General features: G+C 58.6%; 9 protein-coding genes, 4 pseudogenes and 1 riboswitch. Of the genes and pseudogenes, 6 read left to right on the forward strand and 7 right to left on the reverse strand.

Annotated elements, in window-relative coordinates; translation table 11 throughout:
- Window positions 1-181 precede the first annotated feature (181 nt).
- Window positions 182-706, reverse strand: coding sequence for an Hsp20/alpha crystallin family protein (locus GGD62_RS39905; RefSeq protein WP_183714652.1), 525 nt, complete (start codon window positions 704-706; stop codon window positions 182-184).
- 705 nt (window positions 707-1,411) lie between these two features.
- Here GGD62_RS39905 and GGD62_RS39910 point away from each other — a divergent pair.
- From GGD62_RS39910 to GGD62_RS39920, 3 genes are all read left to right on the forward strand, one after another.
- Window positions 1,412-3,817 (forward strand): DUF3141 domain-containing protein, encoded by a 2,406-nt coding sequence (locus GGD62_RS39910; protein ID WP_183714654.1) that lies wholly within the window; start codon window positions 1,412-1,414, stop codon window positions 3,815-3,817.
- Between the two features lie 374 nt (window positions 3,818-4,191).
- Complete coding sequence (locus tag GGD62_RS39915) at window positions 4,192-5,625, forward strand: hypothetical protein (RefSeq protein WP_183714657.1); 1,434 nt, start codon at window positions 4,192-4,194, stop codon at window positions 5,623-5,625.
- 991 nt (window positions 5,626-6,616) lie between these two features.
- The gene (locus GGD62_RS39920) at window positions 6,617-6,757 is read left to right on the forward strand and encodes a hypothetical protein (RefSeq protein ID WP_183714660.1); all 141 of its coding nucleotides are present in this window, start codon (window positions 6,617-6,619) and stop codon (window positions 6,755-6,757) included.
- Between the two features lie 241 nt (window positions 6,758-6,998).
- On the opposite strand, the gene GGD62_RS39925 is transcribed toward GGD62_RS39920, so the two are convergent.
- Complete coding sequence (locus GGD62_RS39925) at window positions 6,999-7,775, reverse strand: acetoacetate decarboxylase family protein (protein ID WP_246800527.1); 777 nt, start codon at window positions 7,773-7,775, stop codon at window positions 6,999-7,001.
- 1,086 nt (window positions 7,776-8,861) lie between these two features.
- Between GGD62_RS39925 and GGD62_RS39930 the strand changes: the two genes are divergently transcribed.
- Window positions 8,862-9,620 carry a glucose 1-dehydrogenase gene (locus tag GGD62_RS39930; protein WP_183714663.1) on the forward strand — a complete coding sequence of 253 codons (759 nt, stop codon included), beginning with the start codon at window positions 8,862-8,864 and terminating at the stop codon, window positions 9,618-9,620.
- A gap of 132 nt (window positions 9,621-9,752) precedes the next feature.
- Here GGD62_RS39930 and GGD62_RS39935 read toward each other — a convergent pair whose 3' ends face one another.
- From GGD62_RS39935 to GGD62_RS39950, 4 genes and pseudogenes are all read right to left on the reverse strand, one after another.
- Entirely contained in the window at window positions 9,753-10,073 is a 321-nt protein-coding gene (locus tag GGD62_RS39935) for a patatin-like phospholipase family protein (RefSeq protein ID WP_409333998.1), read from the reverse strand.
- A gap of 953 nt (window positions 10,074-11,026) precedes the next feature.
- Window positions 11,027-12,100: a ribonucleotide-diphosphate reductase subunit beta gene (locus GGD62_RS39940; protein ID WP_183714669.1), complete on the reverse strand. Its 1,074-nt coding sequence runs from the start codon at window positions 12,098-12,100 to the stop codon at window positions 11,027-11,029.
- Window positions 12,091-14,031 carry a ribonucleoside-diphosphate reductase subunit alpha gene (locus GGD62_RS39945; RefSeq protein WP_183714672.1) on the reverse strand — a complete coding sequence of 647 codons (1,941 nt, stop codon included), beginning with the start codon at window positions 14,029-14,031 and terminating at the stop codon, window positions 12,091-12,093. The genes GGD62_RS39940 and GGD62_RS39945 overlap by 10 nt, the downstream gene beginning before the upstream one ends.
- 104 nt (window positions 14,032-14,135) lie before the next feature.
- Window positions 14,136-14,350: riboswitch (cobalamin riboswitch) on the reverse strand.
- A gap of 20 nt (window positions 14,351-14,370) precedes the next feature.
- Window positions 14,371-14,611 (reverse strand): annotated as a pseudogene (locus GGD62_RS39950) (hypothetical protein); the annotation flags it as partial.
- Between the two features lie 466 nt (window positions 14,612-15,077).
- On the opposite strand from GGD62_RS39950, the pseudogene GGD62_RS39955 reads away from it, so the two are divergent.
- Window positions 15,078-15,254, forward strand: a pseudogene (locus GGD62_RS39955) (transposase); the annotation flags it as partial.
- A 244-nt stretch (window positions 15,255-15,498) separates the two neighbouring features.
- Here the strand turns inward: GGD62_RS39955 and GGD62_RS39960 are convergent.
- Window positions 15,499-16,547 (reverse strand): annotated as a pseudogene (locus GGD62_RS39960) (IS110 family transposase).
- A gap of 67 nt (window positions 16,548-16,614) precedes the next feature.
- On the opposite strand from GGD62_RS39960, the pseudogene GGD62_RS41345 reads away from it, so the two are divergent.
- Window positions 16,615-16,851 (forward strand): annotated as a pseudogene (locus GGD62_RS41345) (IS3 family transposase); the annotation flags it as partial.
- Window positions 16,852-16,941 lie beyond the last annotated feature (90 nt).

Raw genomic sequence — 16,941 nt, forward strand, 5'->3', positions numbered from 1 at the left:
GCGTATCTTCAACTGACGCGCCACCAATCATCATATCCCGAATCATGGTCGCCCATGGATTCAGAACCATCAACAAAATGCAACTGTAATGCTAGTGTGTTCGCTGCCTTCTTGCGACCGGCTGTTGGCGCTCGATGCGATCCTGCGTGCTGAGGGCAGCCTCGCATGGACAAGTCGGCTCCTAGGCTGCTTTGACGTCAATCTTCTTGGGCGGCTTCTGAGCTTCAGTGTTTTTCGGCAACGTCACCCGAAGGACGCCGTTCTTAACAGAGGCCTCAATTCTACTGGCCTCCACACATTCCGGTAAGCCGAAGTAGCGCGTAAAGGAGCCGTAACTGCGCTCGGAGACGTAGTAGTCCTTGTGCTTCTCTTCCTTGTGTTCTTTTTTCTCACCTTTAATGGTCAGTCCGCCATTGACGACTTGAACCTCTATGTCCTTTTCATCGAGTCCAGGCAGCTCGGCTGTAATCTCGTAAGCCTTGTCGCTTTCACTAAGATCCACTGCCGGGCTTGCGGCCACCTTGGCAGCGGACCTTTCAAGACTAGCGTGCGGACGGGACGAGCGGCGCCAGAACTCGCCGCCAAAGAAGTCTTCGAACAAGCGATCCACATCGTGGCGCAATGCCTCAAGTGGGCGCCATGCTTCAGGAAGGAACGCGGGTTCACTAGCCTCCCTAGTGACGGATAGTCTAGTTTCATTCGCCATGATCTTTCTCCATGTTTGAGATCATTCTGAGAGACGCAATCCTCTGCTGCGCTAAGCGACCGAGTCGTTACAGACCGCAAAAGCAACGGATGTGCCAACTCGCCTGCTGATTGAGCTGCTCATATTGTGGGACCATGTTTCAGCCGATGGCCACGCAGCCTCGATGTCGGCATGCGGTTGTGCCGTGAAGAGCGGAGCGCGGTTGAACCGGTCCAAAGTCGGTAGCGCGGTCCGCGGGATAAGGTTTTCTCGAAGCCGGTGCGCTCCGATCGACGCTGCATCGTCCCACACTGCCAACTCTATTCTCGCTTTGTCTCGGCTACACGGCTCGCGAGGTCCTGCAAGGGGGATCAGGGAATGTAAAGACGTCGGCTGTCTAACAAAGATCACCCGCAGCGTCCGATCTCTGACAGCCTTGGTTTCTATCGGACAAAGATGTGCAGCAGAACAAAACGAGCTTCGCCGTCTTTGTCTCTCCATTACGCTCGATGCTTGGCATCGGCTTTGCATAGAGAGACTGGGAACCTGGTGGAAAGTCACCCTGCTCGCACAACGTATTCTTGAGGTTACGCTTTCTTGGTCACTCTTTGACCTCGCTTGCGAGCAGTTCGCCAGATGAAAGACGCCATCGATAGGCAATCCGGCACCACAGCGTGAATTAGCATTACGGGGCGGCATCTACTCTAGAACAGAGGAGGTCAGGCCATGTCTGACTCGTTCCAGCGCTCCAACCTGGCCCAGTCAATGAAAGCGCAACGTGCAGAACTCGAGCACGCGCTCACCCACAGCCCATTCAGAGCCCACGCCGATCGCATGATAGAGGCAGGTGCCAGGACCATCAACGTTCTGCAAATCGGGTGGACACTGCGGGTCAAGCGCAGCTGCGAAAGGGTCTTTATGCTCCTGCCCGAGCTCTTGGCAAGCGGCGAACGTCTGGCCAAAGATCTGCGGAATCTGCGTGAGAATGGACAGATTGGCGTTTCCTGGCGCGAATACATCCGCGATGCCAGCCAGCGCACCATATTGCTAATGGATCTTCTCCGAGAAAGCGGCGACATCTTCCTTGAACATGAGGCGGCAGGCTGTCCACCCGGTCTATTCTACAAGTACGAAACGATCATGGACGGGCGGGATCTTCCCATAAAGTCCAACTTTGTATTGCTACGCATCATCCCGCCCCAAGACGTTACGGCCGATTACTCCCGTCGTCGGCCCTTTGTTATCATCCCTCCGCGTGCGGGACACACTGCGGGTGTCGGCGCCCACGCACCAGATAGTCAGGTCGGCGTCGTATTGCGCCAAGGTCATCCCGTTTATCTGGTGGGCTTCCGCCGCGAGCCGGAGCAGGATCAACATCTTTCCTATGTTGCCTGCGCCGAAGCGGCGTTTGTTCGGGAAGTGGCGCGCCGGCATCCGCGCGCCCCTCTCCCGGCCGTTGTTGGCAACTGCCAAGCAGGCTGGGCGACCCTCGTCATGGCCGCAACAAACCCTGACTTGACAGGACCCATTGTCATCAATGGATCGCCAGTGACGGCTGTGTCGGGAAACATCGGCGATAATACTTTCCGCTACATTGCTGGCATATACGGCGGAGTCTGGATCCCAATGTTTCTGTGCGATCTCGGCAAGGGCATGTTTGATGGGGCCAATCTCATACACAATTTCGAATTGCTCAATCCCGAGCGACTGTTCCTAAAGTACGCTGAGCTTTTCCGCGACGTGGACACGGCACGCGGAAGCTTCCTTGCCAGCGAGAAGTGGTGGAGCAGTTTCTGCCTGCTGCACGAGAACGAGATCTGTTGGATTCTAGAAAACCTGTTCATCGGCAACCGGCTTGGCAAAAACAAGGCCTATTTGGGATCGGAGCGTCAGCACGTGGATCTCAAGCAGATTCGGGCACCAATCGTCGTGTTTGCCAGCCATGGGGACAACGTTACGCCGCCGCAGCAGGCCCTGAATTGGATCACAGATGTTTATGAGAACGAGGAGGAAATCCGCGTTCGCGGCCAACACATTATCTACATGGTGCATAATGACATCGGACACCTCGGCATCTTCGTCTCTTCAAAAGTTGTCAATAGAGAGTTCAGGCAAGTCGCAACCACTTTCGAAGCGATCGAAGCGTTGATGCCCGGGCTCTACGAAATGTGCGTCAAGGATATTCAAGAGCATGATGGGCGGAAAACTTTCAGTGTTGAACTGGTCGAACGCAGCTTCAAGGACATCCGGGCATTGAATGACAACTATCGTGACGAGTTTCCTTTCGACGCGGTTCACCGCACTTCTCAACTGCAGGCACAGATCTATCACACGATCGCCCGCCCCTTCGTAAGAGCGGCAGTCACAAGCTTCACGGCCGACGCCAGTCGAACTGTTCACCCGGAGCGCCTGTCGCGAGCGGTAATTTCTTCGCGAAATCTGATGCTGACTGGCTTGAAGTCGATGACCGAACAGGTTCGTCGGTCTCGAGCAAAGGCCAGAGTAGATAATCCATTCCTGCTTGCGGAAGCACTGTATGTGCAGCACATTGCAGAGGCCATTATCTTCTGGCGCGACCTGCGCGATATGATTTATGAGCTGCTGTTCCACAGCATGTGGAACACTCCTTTTCAGCGCTACTTTGGTAGTCCCTACGAGGTGATCCCGAGGCAAATGACGCCCGAAGAATTGCGGTCGCGCCCGGACGTTCAGTTTGCGCTTAAGATGATCGCGACCGGCGGCTTCATCGAGGCTCTCATCCGTATGATGGCGCTGCTTGTGAGCGATCGCGGCGGTATCCGTCGCGATCGTCTAGATCGCTGGTCAAGCGTCCTGACGCAGAACGAGCCATTCCGCTCCGTACCTTCTGACCGCCTGACTGCAATCACGCGCCAGCAGACCATTATCGCCACCTTGGAACGGGAGCAAGCAATCGAGACGCTGCCGTTGCTGCTGGATGAGTCCGAGGAGCGGCGGCGCGCCTACCTGGTCGCATGCTATATACCCGGTCCCATTGCGGAAATGTCGCCGAGCACGATCGACCTGCTATTGCGGTTTGCTCAGGTGCTTCAGCAACCGCCAATCACTGCCGATGTTACAGAAAATCCGTTGGCGGAAATGGAGGCTGAGTAAAGCGCCGATGCTTGGGACGAAAGGACGACCGTCGGCTTGAGGATGTCAGGCGTGGCAAATGAGGGCAATGTCTATGCGCCTCGTAGTTGGCCCATGATTTGAAGCCAGTTCGTCCTGCACATAGTACTCTGACGCCCCTCACCGGATCGACCAAACATGCTCGACGCGAGCCATATTGTGTGTTCCGTATCCTGAGCGCTGATCGTAACGGCGGCCCCGAAAGTTCAAGAATTGGATTGAGGAAAGAAGGGAGCGGATACCGATGCGGCCCCCCTTGCAAAGAACCAGCCGCCGCTAATCGAGTGGCGTCGCTCCGATATAGGTTGTTGGGCCACTTTTTTACCGCCGGGCTCCGCAAGAATGGAGGCTTCGTCTTGGACCACGATACCATCCGCGCCGAGTTGATGTACCTAGAGTCCCTTGGCTCCCGAGTCTCGGGCTCAAAGACCCACGACCAACTTGTCGAGCATGTCAAACAGCAGTGGGCGGGGTTCGGTATGCGGGTTCACGAGGACGTCTTGCATTTCGATCGCTGGAGCATGCCTGCCGAGAACCCGGACCGTCTGCGCCTTAAGATCGACGGGCGCGACGTAGAGATCTCTTCGGTCTTTCCCTACTCCGGGATCACCGGCCCGCTTGGGACCGAGAAGCAGTTGTACAGATTGCGTGGTCCAATACCGCGATGGACCAAAGCACGCGGCAGAATTGCGGTCATCGAGGTCCGCAATCGTGAGTTCCCGTTTAGTGCGGTGGTCAAGACTTGGGATCGGGCGCATGCATGGGGCAAGACTACTATGCCGCTGCTGCCTACGACAATCGCCGGCCTTGGTCTGACGCGTGCTCGACGAGCTGGCGTTGAGGCCGTGATCTTCGCCTGGCGCGGCATTAGCCCTTCTAACGCCAAAGGGCAGTATTTACCGTTCACGTTGCCCTACCAGGACATTCCAGGCGTCTTCGTGGCTGGAGACGAGGCCGGCTTCGTGCTGGACGCCGCCTCAAGGGGCAGGCGGGCGACGCTCGTCCTCGACGCCGTGATCGAGCGAGACAGCACTATGCGAACAATATGGGCAGCCGTGGAAGGTAACAGCGCCCCGTACGAAACTATCCTCGTGGTAAGCCACAGCGACGGTACAAATATTCTCGAGGAGAACGGCCACATCGGTTTGGTCGAACTCGCGCGCCAAGTGGTCGCTCAACCGTTGGCACGCACAGCCGTCTTCCTGTTAACCGCTGGACACCTCCGAATCCCGGCGGTCACCGATCATGGCCAAGCCACTTCGCGCTGGTTGCGGGACCACCCGCAGTGGTGGGCCGGTGGTCCGGGAAATCGCCACGCAGTGGCAGGTCTGGTGATCGAGCACCTCGGTGCTCGGGAATACCTTGATGATCCTCTCAAAAACAACTATGGCCCGACAGGCAACCCTGAACCCGAACTGCTCTACGCCTCCAACCCGCAGCTGACGGCGCTCATTGAATCAGAGTGGCGTACAACCGGGCAAGCGCCGCGAGTGTCGGCCCCAAACCCGCTCATTCAGTTCGGCGAAGGCCAATCGCTCTATCTAAAAGGCATCCCAAACATCGCGCTGGTAACCGTGCCGCAGTACCTATTAAGTACGGAACCGGGCGACTACGTTGACATCGCTCTCCTGGAGAGACAAATAAACAGCTTCGCGAGACTGCTGCAACGAGTCGACGCTATGTCCAGCAAGGAAATCGGCACCGTCAAGGTTGTCACACCACTGGCGAAGGCGGCTGCCGCGCTGCGCGCGATTGGTATTCTGGCTTGCAGCTCATCGCCCTGGCGGTAAACCGCTTGCCGTCGCTCTGACCCATATGAGGACCAGAGCATGTAGCGCGGGCCTTTAGCGTAGCCTAATCCAACATGCTGATGTCCCTTCATGATCTTCAGTCGTGACAATTCGACTAATTAACGTTGATCCCTCTGCGTCCCAACAGCGCCCTTTTCATGTCTATCTGCGATCAGAGCGCCGGTTGGCCCCGAAGTCCATCGTCCGCCATCTCCCAGTCATCCGCAGGTTCCTGCACGAGGTGTGCTCCGGCGGCGCTGCCGCCCTGTGCAAGATCAGCCAAGAGGACGTGATCGGCTACGTTGAGCGCCACGCCCGGATTGGAGCCCGGGAACACGCAAGGCGATGTGCTGGTCGTTGCCTGCCTTTCTCCGTTACCTCCACCATCGAGGGCTGAACTCGCGCTCGTTGGGGGACTGTGTTCCACCAGATGCGCCGATGAAGGCTCGCAACTCTACCGACCTATCTGCCTACCGCTCAGGTGCGGAAGGCTCTTGACTGCGACCGAAAGACGGTGATGGGACGGCGCGATTGCGCCATTCTGTTGCCCGTTGGCCAAGCTCCGGCCTGTGGGCCGACGAGCACGCTCGATGATATGGACTGGCGCTCCAGCGAGATACTCGTTCGCGCCAAGGGCCGCGATACTGCCAGACATTGGCGCGGCTATCGTTGCATATCTGCGCAATGGCCGCCCAAAGTCCTCGTGCCCACGGCTGTTCGTCCGCACACTCGCGCCACACGTCGGCTTTGTTTTTGGATGCGCGATACGCCAAGGCCACCCTCGATCGCGTTAAAATCGAAGGCGCGCCCAACGCTGCGCCCATATCTTCGTATCCGCCCGGTGAGGCCGTCACCGGACGCGTACATATCTTCCGACATAGTCTCAGTACAGAGCTTCTCCGATCTGCGGCGACCTTTCGGAGATCGGACAGTTGCTGGGGCAAGAGAGGCGACGGGCGACACCTCCGCTCTCGGAGTCGAAGTTGGCGACATGGCGCGCGAACCCGCGAACCCGCGCGCGTCGCTCAATCGCGGCGCCCAGGATGCATGCCGATCGGGCGGCGGCATTGCCCATTCCATTGCCAGCTTCTTGGTGATGATCCTGGCTTTGCGCTTCTCCAGAAGGCAATGAAGTCGGCGAGCCGACGGGTCTGGTGCTCACACTTGTATCCCAGCCCCTTGCGCATGCTCAGGTACTTATCGGGTGCGCAGTGCAGATCGGTCATTGCACGGCATGCTGCCCCGATGAAAGCGCGCCAAGCCCCATGTCTACAGCGACGCGAGATCGATGCGATGCTGTAACGGCCCATTAGTGGGCATGCCGAGAGCCCCGGGCTGAACTCAGGATTGGATGAACTCCTTAAGCTTATCGATCACTGTTTACCTGGAGTTGCGGTTTCCGAAAGGATATCAATGACCTCGAGCTTGGCGTCATACTCCTCGTATGTGCCAAGCATGGGTTCGCCAAGTGCAATATTGTGCACGGGATCGATAATCGAGGGTGAGTCGTAAGTTAGGGAGGTGGGTCCAGTAAACTGAACTTCTTCGCCAAGCTCGTCGCGTCGCAACGTTCGCGCGGTGCACCATTTGACGAGCTGCGTTACTGCGCCCTTCCCGCGCTCATTGATGGGGGGCAGATGCCGAACCGAGTAGAAATACGTCCGCGCAGAAAACATCTGTTGCGAACTCGAGCTCATGCGCTGGTCCGGTTGAGCGGTGAGAGTGAGCAGGCGCTTGCCAGCTGGACGCTCGAGCGCACCCTGAATTAGGCCACCTTCTCTAATCAGAGTAATGTGCGCCAGCTTTTTTGGAGCACCAAGAACCTCTCGTCCCGAGGCAAGCGCTGCATCATTCGTTGTCACGTAAATGTAAGGAATGTAAAAGCCGGTCTCACCGCCGGGATCACGAACTTGAATTCCTGAATAGCACTCCAAGTACGGCCCCACAGTGCTTGAGGGATAGCTCGCGACCCCCACAATGGCGATTGCAGGGTTTGCTACGGGTACTAATCCCTTCGGTAATAGCGAGGACACCTCGTGCCCCACGCTGAATACAAGGTTTATGGCTTGGCAGCCGAGAAACGCGCTGCCACGGTCTTTGCTCCCACGGTAGAGAGGCGCATCAAACGGAATACCTTTGACGTCGGGCATCGCATTCCTCCTCTCTCTTGGAGTGTTTGGACGCAACTGTAGATTGAGCTAACTCATCTCACCAAGAGTATTCGGTTGTTGAAGCCTCCTGAAGAGACTGTGATGTGCAACTTCCAATGCGGCTCGGTGATCCGTCGGCTCATAGATCCGGTGATCGCGATCGTCTTACCGACGACGCATCCAGTTCTGCGCGTTGCACCTCAATTCTGTGCTGCAGAATGAGCCTGACGATTGTGCGTTCATTCCGGCGAAGCGTGCTCACCGACGATGACGCTAACTCGACAGGCCTCTGTATCTGTCGTCTGCAACGTCGATGCCAAGCACCTCATCGGGCGTTATAGGACTCGCTCGGCTGAAGATGTCGAATTGGAGTACGAGGAGGCCGCCGACAACCTCCGCCTCTTCTTCTGTTGCCTTCCCGCTTGTTTGATTGGCGACGCGGAATGTCGAAAGCCCGACATGATCAAGCGGGACATAAACAGATGAGGAGCTCGCATGGCTCAAAGTTGTGGGTGGCTCGACTAAGCCTTCATAAGTCGAAACGCTTTCGCTGTGCATGGCCCGAAACGCATGCTAGCGGATACCCAGGTCGCGTAAGAAGATCGGAACAGCTGTAGCAACTCTGCAAGAGTTGCTGGAGTTTGCATTCGTATCAGATTCTCGGCGCGTCGATTGCACAGGGTGGATACTCCAATTCTCAAGGCTCGGAGAACCTCATGCGTTCTGCGCCCCACTCCCGCGGCCAGCCACCAAGAGCTCAGTACGTGCACCTGTGCGGAACCGGCATTGCGTCGCCTGCAGTCCACGCCCATCTTGCGGAGGAAGCTCGGTCGTGAATTGTCGGGCTCAACAAGGTGGCCCAATGTCGCGATGCCAATTCAACACTCCGACGGTAACGCCTGAGCGGCGGACGCGTGTCCATGACGTGAAATCGTTATCGAGTTGGTTTTCACGCCTAGTTGCACGGGGACTACGCACAACCATTGGGCATCGCAGCGGGACACAGCAGATCGACCAGGGGCCAATTGAGAGCATAGTGGATGTCACAAAGACCTTGCACCACCACACTGTCGAGGAAGCAAAATCATGGGACGTGTCAGCGAAAAAGTCATTCTGGTGACCGGCGGGGCTCGAGGGATGGGGGCCGCTCATGCGCGCCTGCTGGTAGCGGAGGGAGCTAAAGTCGTGATCACCGATATTCTTCGTAAAGAAGGCGAGGCTTTCGCGGCCGGCCTTGGCACATCCGCGATCTATCTGCGTCAAGACGTCGCTCAGCCAGAGGAATGGTGCCAAGCGATCGCGGCTGCGGAGAGCAAGTTTGGCGCGCTGCATGGCCTCGTCAACAATGCCGGCATAGCCAGTATTGCTCCTATCGAGCAGTTTCCGCTTGAGCAGTGGACGAAGACCCTTGCTGTCAATCTCACCGGTGTATTTTTGGGAATGCAGACTGCCCTGCCGGCCATGCGCCGCGCGGGCGGAGGCTCGATCGTCAACATCTCGTCGGTCGAGGGGCTGAGGGGTAGTGCAGGGCTTCACGCCTACGTTGCTTCCAAGTTCGGCGTGCGGGGCATTACCAAGTCCGCTGCTTTGGAGGCCGCTGCGTCTGGGGTTCGAATAAACTCAGTTCATCCGGGGTTAATCAACACTTGGATGACAAAGGACTTAGATTCTTCCAGTTTTCCCATTCCGCTTGGGCGGGCAGCCGAGCCGCCGGAAGTGTCACAGGCTGTGTTGTTCCTGCTCAGTGACGAGTCCTCTTATCTTACGGGCTCCGAAATCGTCGTCGATGGCGGTCTGACGATCGGCGTCCCGTACAAGTGTCAGGCGCCCGAAAGCATCTTCTGACTAGCAGCGGACCAATTGTCACATAAAACAAGATCTGACGTTGCGATGTATTACAGCAATGGGAACTACGAAGCCTTTGCTCGCCCCCGCAAGCCCGCTGGTGTGGACAGCAAGACGGCGTGGTTCGTTGGTTCAGGCTTGGCGGCGCTCTCCGGCGCGGCCGCCGATGCTGGTTCCGGCGACATAGTCGAAATAGTCCGCCAGACGATAGTCGGCGCGGTTGCTTGCCTTGGTTAGCAACCGCTCGATTTCCTCTAGAATTTTCAACGAGAGGCCCCCTCGGATTCCGCCCCCGTCGATGGCAAGACGTTTGCGCGGCCCGCAACTCTCGAGCCGCGCTATTAGATCAATCCGACGTTCTGGAAGACGTCCCACCATGTGCTTCTCCCGTTTCTGAAACTCCGAGGGAAGCGAAACCCGAAGATGCCTCGATCGCTTATCGCTGCGGGACATGCAAAGTGGTGACCAAATAGGGGCCAGCACATCCGTAGCACTACTCGATGCACCCTAACCTAAGCCTCAGGCCGAGGTTGTATCGTGAAGTTTCTCACAATCGCTGTTGTAGTTGGATGACGCAGCTCACCGCGGAGTGTCCGCGACGATCGACGGCGAGTTCGGCAGTCCCGCGCAGGGTCTCACCAAATTCGCGGTGTCGGCGCCTGATAGACAAGTCGCAGGTTCCGCTCACTAGAAATGTCATCGGTGAGAGGACAGCTAGGCTGGCCTGATCGCCCTATGTTCGACCCGCCGGAGGCGCGGTCGAGGGACGCCGCCGGATAGGCTCGGTTGCTCGGCTTGCCACGCTTCTTCGACAGCAGTGCCGCAGGGCCTCCGATCCGATAGGCCTTCAGCAGCCGGAATGCCCGCCGCGATGTGACCGGAAGCAGTTGCGCTGCCATCGCACTGCAATCCGTTCCGCCACAACATCCCGCAACACATGCACCCGGTCGATCTCAGCCCGGCTCATCGACAGCACCGTCATCACTCAAAACCTCCAAGCCTCATGCCTTAGACTGAACGCATCTAAGCCGGGCCGGCAAGGGCCCCTGCCCCGCATTGATGGCGCCTTTTGGACGCAGCCAAGGGATTTCAATGATCCTTCGGGTGCTATGAATCCACGGAACGAGAAGTCCTCTGGTCCCCTGTCGCATTCGAGCGGATTCGGGTCGTAGAGCCCTCCACATCATAGCCGCTGAAAACAGCGCCCCCCATCAAAGGCGGCTGTGATCGTCTTGCGCCTGACCGCTCGAAACAGGAAGGGCAGAATCGTATCGTCGACCATGGCCGGTGTGGTTACCTCGATGATGTCAGCGCAGAATTGGTCTCAGCAACCGAATCCCACGTCCCATCGGCGGCTTACACCACATTCGCCAGCCACCCACAGGCCCTTCATGAATAAAGATGGGCTAGATACGGCCGAAAGCCGCCCACACCCCGTTTTCGCCGTCCCAGCTGCCGCGGCTCGCCGCCTTGGAGTACTCCGTGGCGCGCTGCTCGAAGAAATTGGCGTGCTCGACACCATTGAGAATCTCGACAAGCCACGGCAATGGATGCGGCTTGAGCTGGATGAATCCGCCCTCCTTGGCCTCGAAGAAGCCGAAGACCGGGGCAATCCGCAGCTGGGTCAGTCGCCAGTCGGCGACATAGCGGACGTAGGCGTGGATCTGCTCAGCTCGCATGCCCTCGATCTTGCCGAGCCCGAAGGCGAGGTCGACGAAGTTCTCCTCCAGCTTCACCATGGTCTTGGCGACGTCCACGATGTCGTCACGGACAGCGCGCGTCACTGCGCCGGTTTCGCGGTGCCATTCGTGAAACAGCATGATGATACCCTCACAATGCAGACTCTCGTCGCGCACTGACCAGCTTACGATCTGTCCCATGCCGTTCATTTTGTTGTAACGCGGGAAGTTGAGCAGCATGGCGAAGCTCGCGAACAACGCCATGCCTTCGGTGAAGGCGCCGAACATCGCCAAGGTCCGAGCGACATCGGCCACGCTGTCGACGCCGAACTCGTGCATGTAGTCCGCCTTGGCGCGCATCTCGGCATAGCCGCGGAATGCCTCGAACTCGGTCTTGGGCATGCCGAGCGTCTTGAGCAGCAGCGCATAGGCGTCGATGTGGACCGTCTCCATGTTGCTGAAGGCCGACATCATCATCTGAACAGTGAGCGGCTGGAAGATCGGGATGTAGCGCTTGAGATAGTTGTCCCCGACCTCGATGTCCGACTGAGTGAAGAAACGAAAGATTTGGGTGAGCAGCGCGCGCTCGCTGGGGGTGACGCGGTCCGACGCCCAGTCCTTGAGGTCGGCGCCGAGCGGCACCTCCTCGCCCATCCAATGGGTCTGCTGCTGGCGCTTCCAGAGCTCGTAAGCCCAGGCGTAGCGATCGACATCATAGGTTCCGGTCGAGTCGAGCAGCCCCACTCGTCCCTTGCCGATCAGCGTACGCGGATCGACGGCCGAAAGATCGATCACTGACATGCAAGGCACTCCTCATAATCAGTACGCTGCGGCTGCGGCGCCGCCACCTCGTCGCTGTCGCCGATCTTGCCGGCGAACGACGCGCGCGAGATAGACTTTGAGCGGCAGTAGTAGAGGCTTTTCAATCCGCACTGCCATGCCGTCCAGTGCAGCATGTGAAGGTCCCATTTATCGACATCGGCTGGGAGATAGAGGTTGATCGACTGGCTTTGGCAGATGAACGGGGCGCGGTCGGCGGCAAGCTCGACGATCCAGCGCTGGTCGATCTCGAAAGCGGTGCGAAAGATCGCTTTCTCGTGCTCCGACAAGATGTCGAGACGGGCCACCGATCCTTCGTGTGCTATAATCGACTGCCACATCGCCGAAGTGTCGGCGCCCTTCGCCGCAAGCACTTTGGCGAGATGCGGATTACGCACCGAGATGGCGCCGGACAATGTCTTATGGGTGTAGATGTTGGCCGGGATTGGCTCGACGCAGGCGCTGGTGCCGCCGCAGATGATGCTGATCGAGGCGGTCGGCGCGATTGCGATCTTATGGCTGAAGCGCGCCATCACGCCGCGTTCCAGGGCATCCGGGCACGGACCACGCTCGCGCGCGAGCGTCACGGATGCCGCGTCGGCGTCGCGACGGATTTTTCGGAACATGTTCAGATTGAACGACTTGGCCATGACACTTTCCATTGGAATGCCCTTGGCCTGCAGGAAGGAGTGGAAGCCCATGACGCCGAGGCCGACGGAGCGCTCACGCAGGGCAGCGTAGCGGGCACGCTTCATGCCGTCCGGCGCCACCGTGATGAAGTGGCTGAGCACGTTGTCGAGGAAGCGCATGACATCCTCGATGAAGGTGGGCTCCTCACTCCACTGGTCCCAGGTCTCGAGGTTGAGCGACGACAGACAGCAGACCGCGGTGCGCTCCTCGTCGCGATGATCGATGCCGGTCGGCAGGGTAATTTCGCTGCACAGGTTGGAGGTCGAGACCTTGAGGCCCAGCTCGCGCTGATGCGTGGGGAGCGCGCGGTTTACGGTGTCGATGAACAAGAGATAAGGCTCGCCAGTCTGGAGCCGGTTCTCAAGGATGCGTTGCCACAGCTGGCGGGCATCGATCTGGCGGACGACCTCGTTAGTCTTCGGGCTCCGCAGTGCGAACACGGTGCCGGCGCCCACGGCACGCATGAACTCATCGGTGACGTTGACGCCGTGATGCAGGTTGAGGCTCTTTCGGTTGAAGTCGCCGGACGCCTTGCGAATCTCGAGGAACTCCTCGATCTCGGGATGGTGGATATCGAGATAGACCGCCGCCGAGCCGCGCCGCAACGAGCCCTGGCTGATCGCCAGCGTCAGGCCGTCCATGACGTGGATGAACGGGATGATGCCTGAAGTGACGCCGCCCTTCACCTTCTCGCCGATCGAGCGAACATTGCCCCAGTAGGTGCCGATGCCGCCGCCGTTGGAAGCAAGCCAGACGTTCTCGTTCCAGGTACCGAGGATGCCTTCGAGCGAGTCCGCCACCGAGTTGAGGAAGCAGGAGATCGGCAGGCCGCGCGTGGTCCCGCCGTTGGAGAGCACCGGTGTGGCCGGCATGAACCATAGCCGGGACATCGCATCATAGAGACGTTGGGCATGCGCAACATCGTCCGCGAAAGCGCAAGACACCCGCCTGAACATGTCCTGGTAAGTTTCGCCGGCGAGCAGATAACGGTCGGTCAGCGTCAGCTTGCCGAACGACGTCAACAAGTCGTCGCGCGACGGATCGAGCGTGAGGTCGGCCGGCTTTGGCGATGGCGCGAGGGGCCACGGCAGCGGAGCCGGCGATGGCGAAAGGGGCACCAGACACGGCTCAGGCGCGGCAGGCTTCGCCTGCGCTAGGCGCGGCCGCACACTCGGTGGCGCGACGAGATGACCATGCTGATCGAAATCGTAAGACGGCGACATCGGCAACCCCGCGATGTTTGAGGCTGGGGGCCGTGCGGACGACTTGCGAGGAGATCGGACAAATATCACCAGCTGCAAGCGACCCACCGGGGCACCCCGCCCGAGGACTTTCGTTCAGTCGCGGCAGGTCTCCTGGCTCGCGGGTCGCTGGGGCTGTCGGCCTTCCCAGCGCTGTCGCGCCAGTGACCATGATGACAACCGCTCGCCGCTTACAGTTGCGGGGGCAGCCTCGGAATAGCCGTTGCCGGCGCACCGGGTTCCCTCTTAGCTTCCATCCTACGAGATGCGGGAATGGAAGACCGTGACGGGCTACATATAGGCGCCGCTCGCGGAGATTCGTCAAGGCGGCGCCGTCAAGTTAACGAATTGGAGCAGCCCCGAGGTCAAGGTTCGGCGAGCGCTTGTCGTGGAGATCTCGCGCCAAGTCGCAAAGGCTCGCTCGCGCGAAACACGACGGGAAGTCGGCAGTGACGGCTCCGAGAGAGAGGATGTGGAAAAGGTTCGCGACCTGATCATGAACTGAGAGAAGTTGAGCCTGACGGGACGATTTGAAACGCTTCATGATCCGATCGCGTCGCCTGTTACCCTTCCGGCGTTCCTGGTCTGGACTATCCCTTCACCCGGCGATGTCCGCTGTAAGTGCTTCCCGTCGAGTCTCTACCCCTCGCCCTGGCAGGGGCTTGGCTCGGGGAATCACTTTCCAACTGAAAGTGCGTTATGTGATGGGCCACGCGACCGTGGGGCTCGCAGGCGGCGTGGACGCGCGCTTTGTTCACGATTCCAAAAGCTGCTTGGTTTGCCTCCATGAACATTGGAAGGACGAGAAACATATATCCAAACCGCGTCTCGATAATACCGGAATCGTCACGCCGTTAGGGTGCAATGCGCCTACATTCACCGGAGGAGGCTTTGATCTGCAAGAAGTCTCGCTTGAAGTCGTCCGCAGTGCGGTCGGATTGCTCTCAGAAGGGAAGTACGACCCTGACCTTGCCCCACGGGCATAATCCAGTTTGAAGTTCGTTCTGGCCCACGACAAGGACCAGAGCATGAAGCGCAGCCGCTTTTCGGAAGAGCAGATCATCGGGATTTTGAAGGAGCACGAGGCCGGCGTTTCGGTTGCCGACCTGTGCCGCTAGCACGGCGTCAGCGACGCCAGCATCTACAAATGGAAGGCGAAGTTCGGCGGTATGGAGGTGTCGGAGGCTAAGCGGCTGAAGGCACTGGTGTATGGTCCGCCCCGTCCGTGCAAGGGTTCGTAACAGCAAAAATGACGCTTACAGTTGCATAAATGTATCCGGCCTCTCGCGAGTGGACTGCGGTTGCAGCCAGGCCATGATGAGATCCGCGCACGCCGTTCCCAATAAATGGTTCGGGCACGAAGCCCGCTTTTTTGCACAGGGCTTACGGCATGTTGATCCACTGTTTCGTCATCACTGTTCCCGAGCCTTGCAATCGAAGCCAGAAGCGTCAGGTGAAAGCAGGATCTCTGCGTTCGTAGAGAGCTCCAGGCTTGTTCAAGACCACCCAGACAATGCGGGCCATCTTGGCCGCTAGGGCGACAACGGCCTTGTTCGGATGCATCCGAGCCTGCAGCCCGTCGAGCCAGTTTCCTAGGCGATCGCGCGTCCGGTCCAAATGCCGGAAGCAAGATCGCGCGCCATGCACTAAAAGTTTTCTCACATAACGGTTGCCGCGTTTGCTGACGCCAAGCAACGTCTGTTTTCCGCCGGTCGAGTATTGCCTGGGCACTAACCCCAGGCAGCAAGGTCGCGGGCCTTGCGAAACTGCAGCCCATCACCGATCGCGGCAAGTACAGCGGTCGCACCCAATACGCCGATACCAGGGATTGTCATCAGCCGGCGTGTGACGTCCTCCCGATCGGCGACCGCTTCGATCTCCTGTGTCACTTCGCGGATCCGTTCTTCGAGGCGGCGGAGATCAGCGAAAAAATCGCCCACCAGGCGACGCATCACTGGTGACAAATCGTTTCCTTCGTCATTCAAAGCGCGCGGCAACTCGAGTTTGAATATTCCGGCACCCTGACGCAAAGGTACGCCGTACTCGAGGCAGAAAGCCCGCATCTGATTGATCAGGCGTGTCCTCGAGCCGACCATCTGCTCACGGATCCGATGCAGCGCTTGAAGATCGACTTGGTCCTCCTCCTTCACGGCGACGAAGCGCATTGTCGGTCGCGTCGCGGCCTCAGCGATCGCCTCAGCGTCGATGATATCGTTCTTGTTTGACTTCACGTAGGGCTTCACGAATTGCGCGGGGATCAAGCGCACCTTGTGACCTAGTGCCTTTATCTTCCGGGCGAGCCACTGTGAACCGGCGCAGGATTCCATGCCAACTATGCTTGGTTGTGCGCGAGCAAAGAACTGAAGAAGGGTCTCCCGTCGAAAGCGAGCTTTCTGAACAGGTGTGCCGTCGCAGCTTAGGCCAACGACGTGGAACAGGTTCTTGCCAATTTCGATTCCATAGACAGCCGCAGGTAGCGGCAAATTGCGATGGGCCATGATACTCTCCTCTTTGGATCTGAACTTCCTATAATGAGGGAGGAGGACGGGGCGGACCATCCCATTAATGGTGACGCCCGTTGCAAGGCGGCAGGCTGTGGCTCACCTTTGTTCGAGTTTTGAGGTCAGTCAGCGGCGGGCGTGTGAAGTGATTGGGGCTGATCGGTCCTCGGTGCGTTATCTCAGCCTTCGGCCTGACGACGCGACCATTCGCGTCCGGCTGCGCGAGTTGGCGTCGGTGCGCCGGCGCTTTGGCTATCGCCTTCTGCTTCTCATGATCCGCAGTGAAGGCGTGCTTATCAACCACATGGCCTAATCGCGCGCTCGAGGCTGAGGTAGAATGTTCTCCTCAGTGCAAACGAGGAGCATGTGATGACCCTTTATGTTGGTTTGG

Source organism: Bradyrhizobium sp. ERR14 (genome assembly GCF_014198235.1).
Taxonomy (GTDB): Bacteria; Pseudomonadota; Alphaproteobacteria; order Rhizobiales; family Xanthobacteraceae; genus Bradyrhizobium.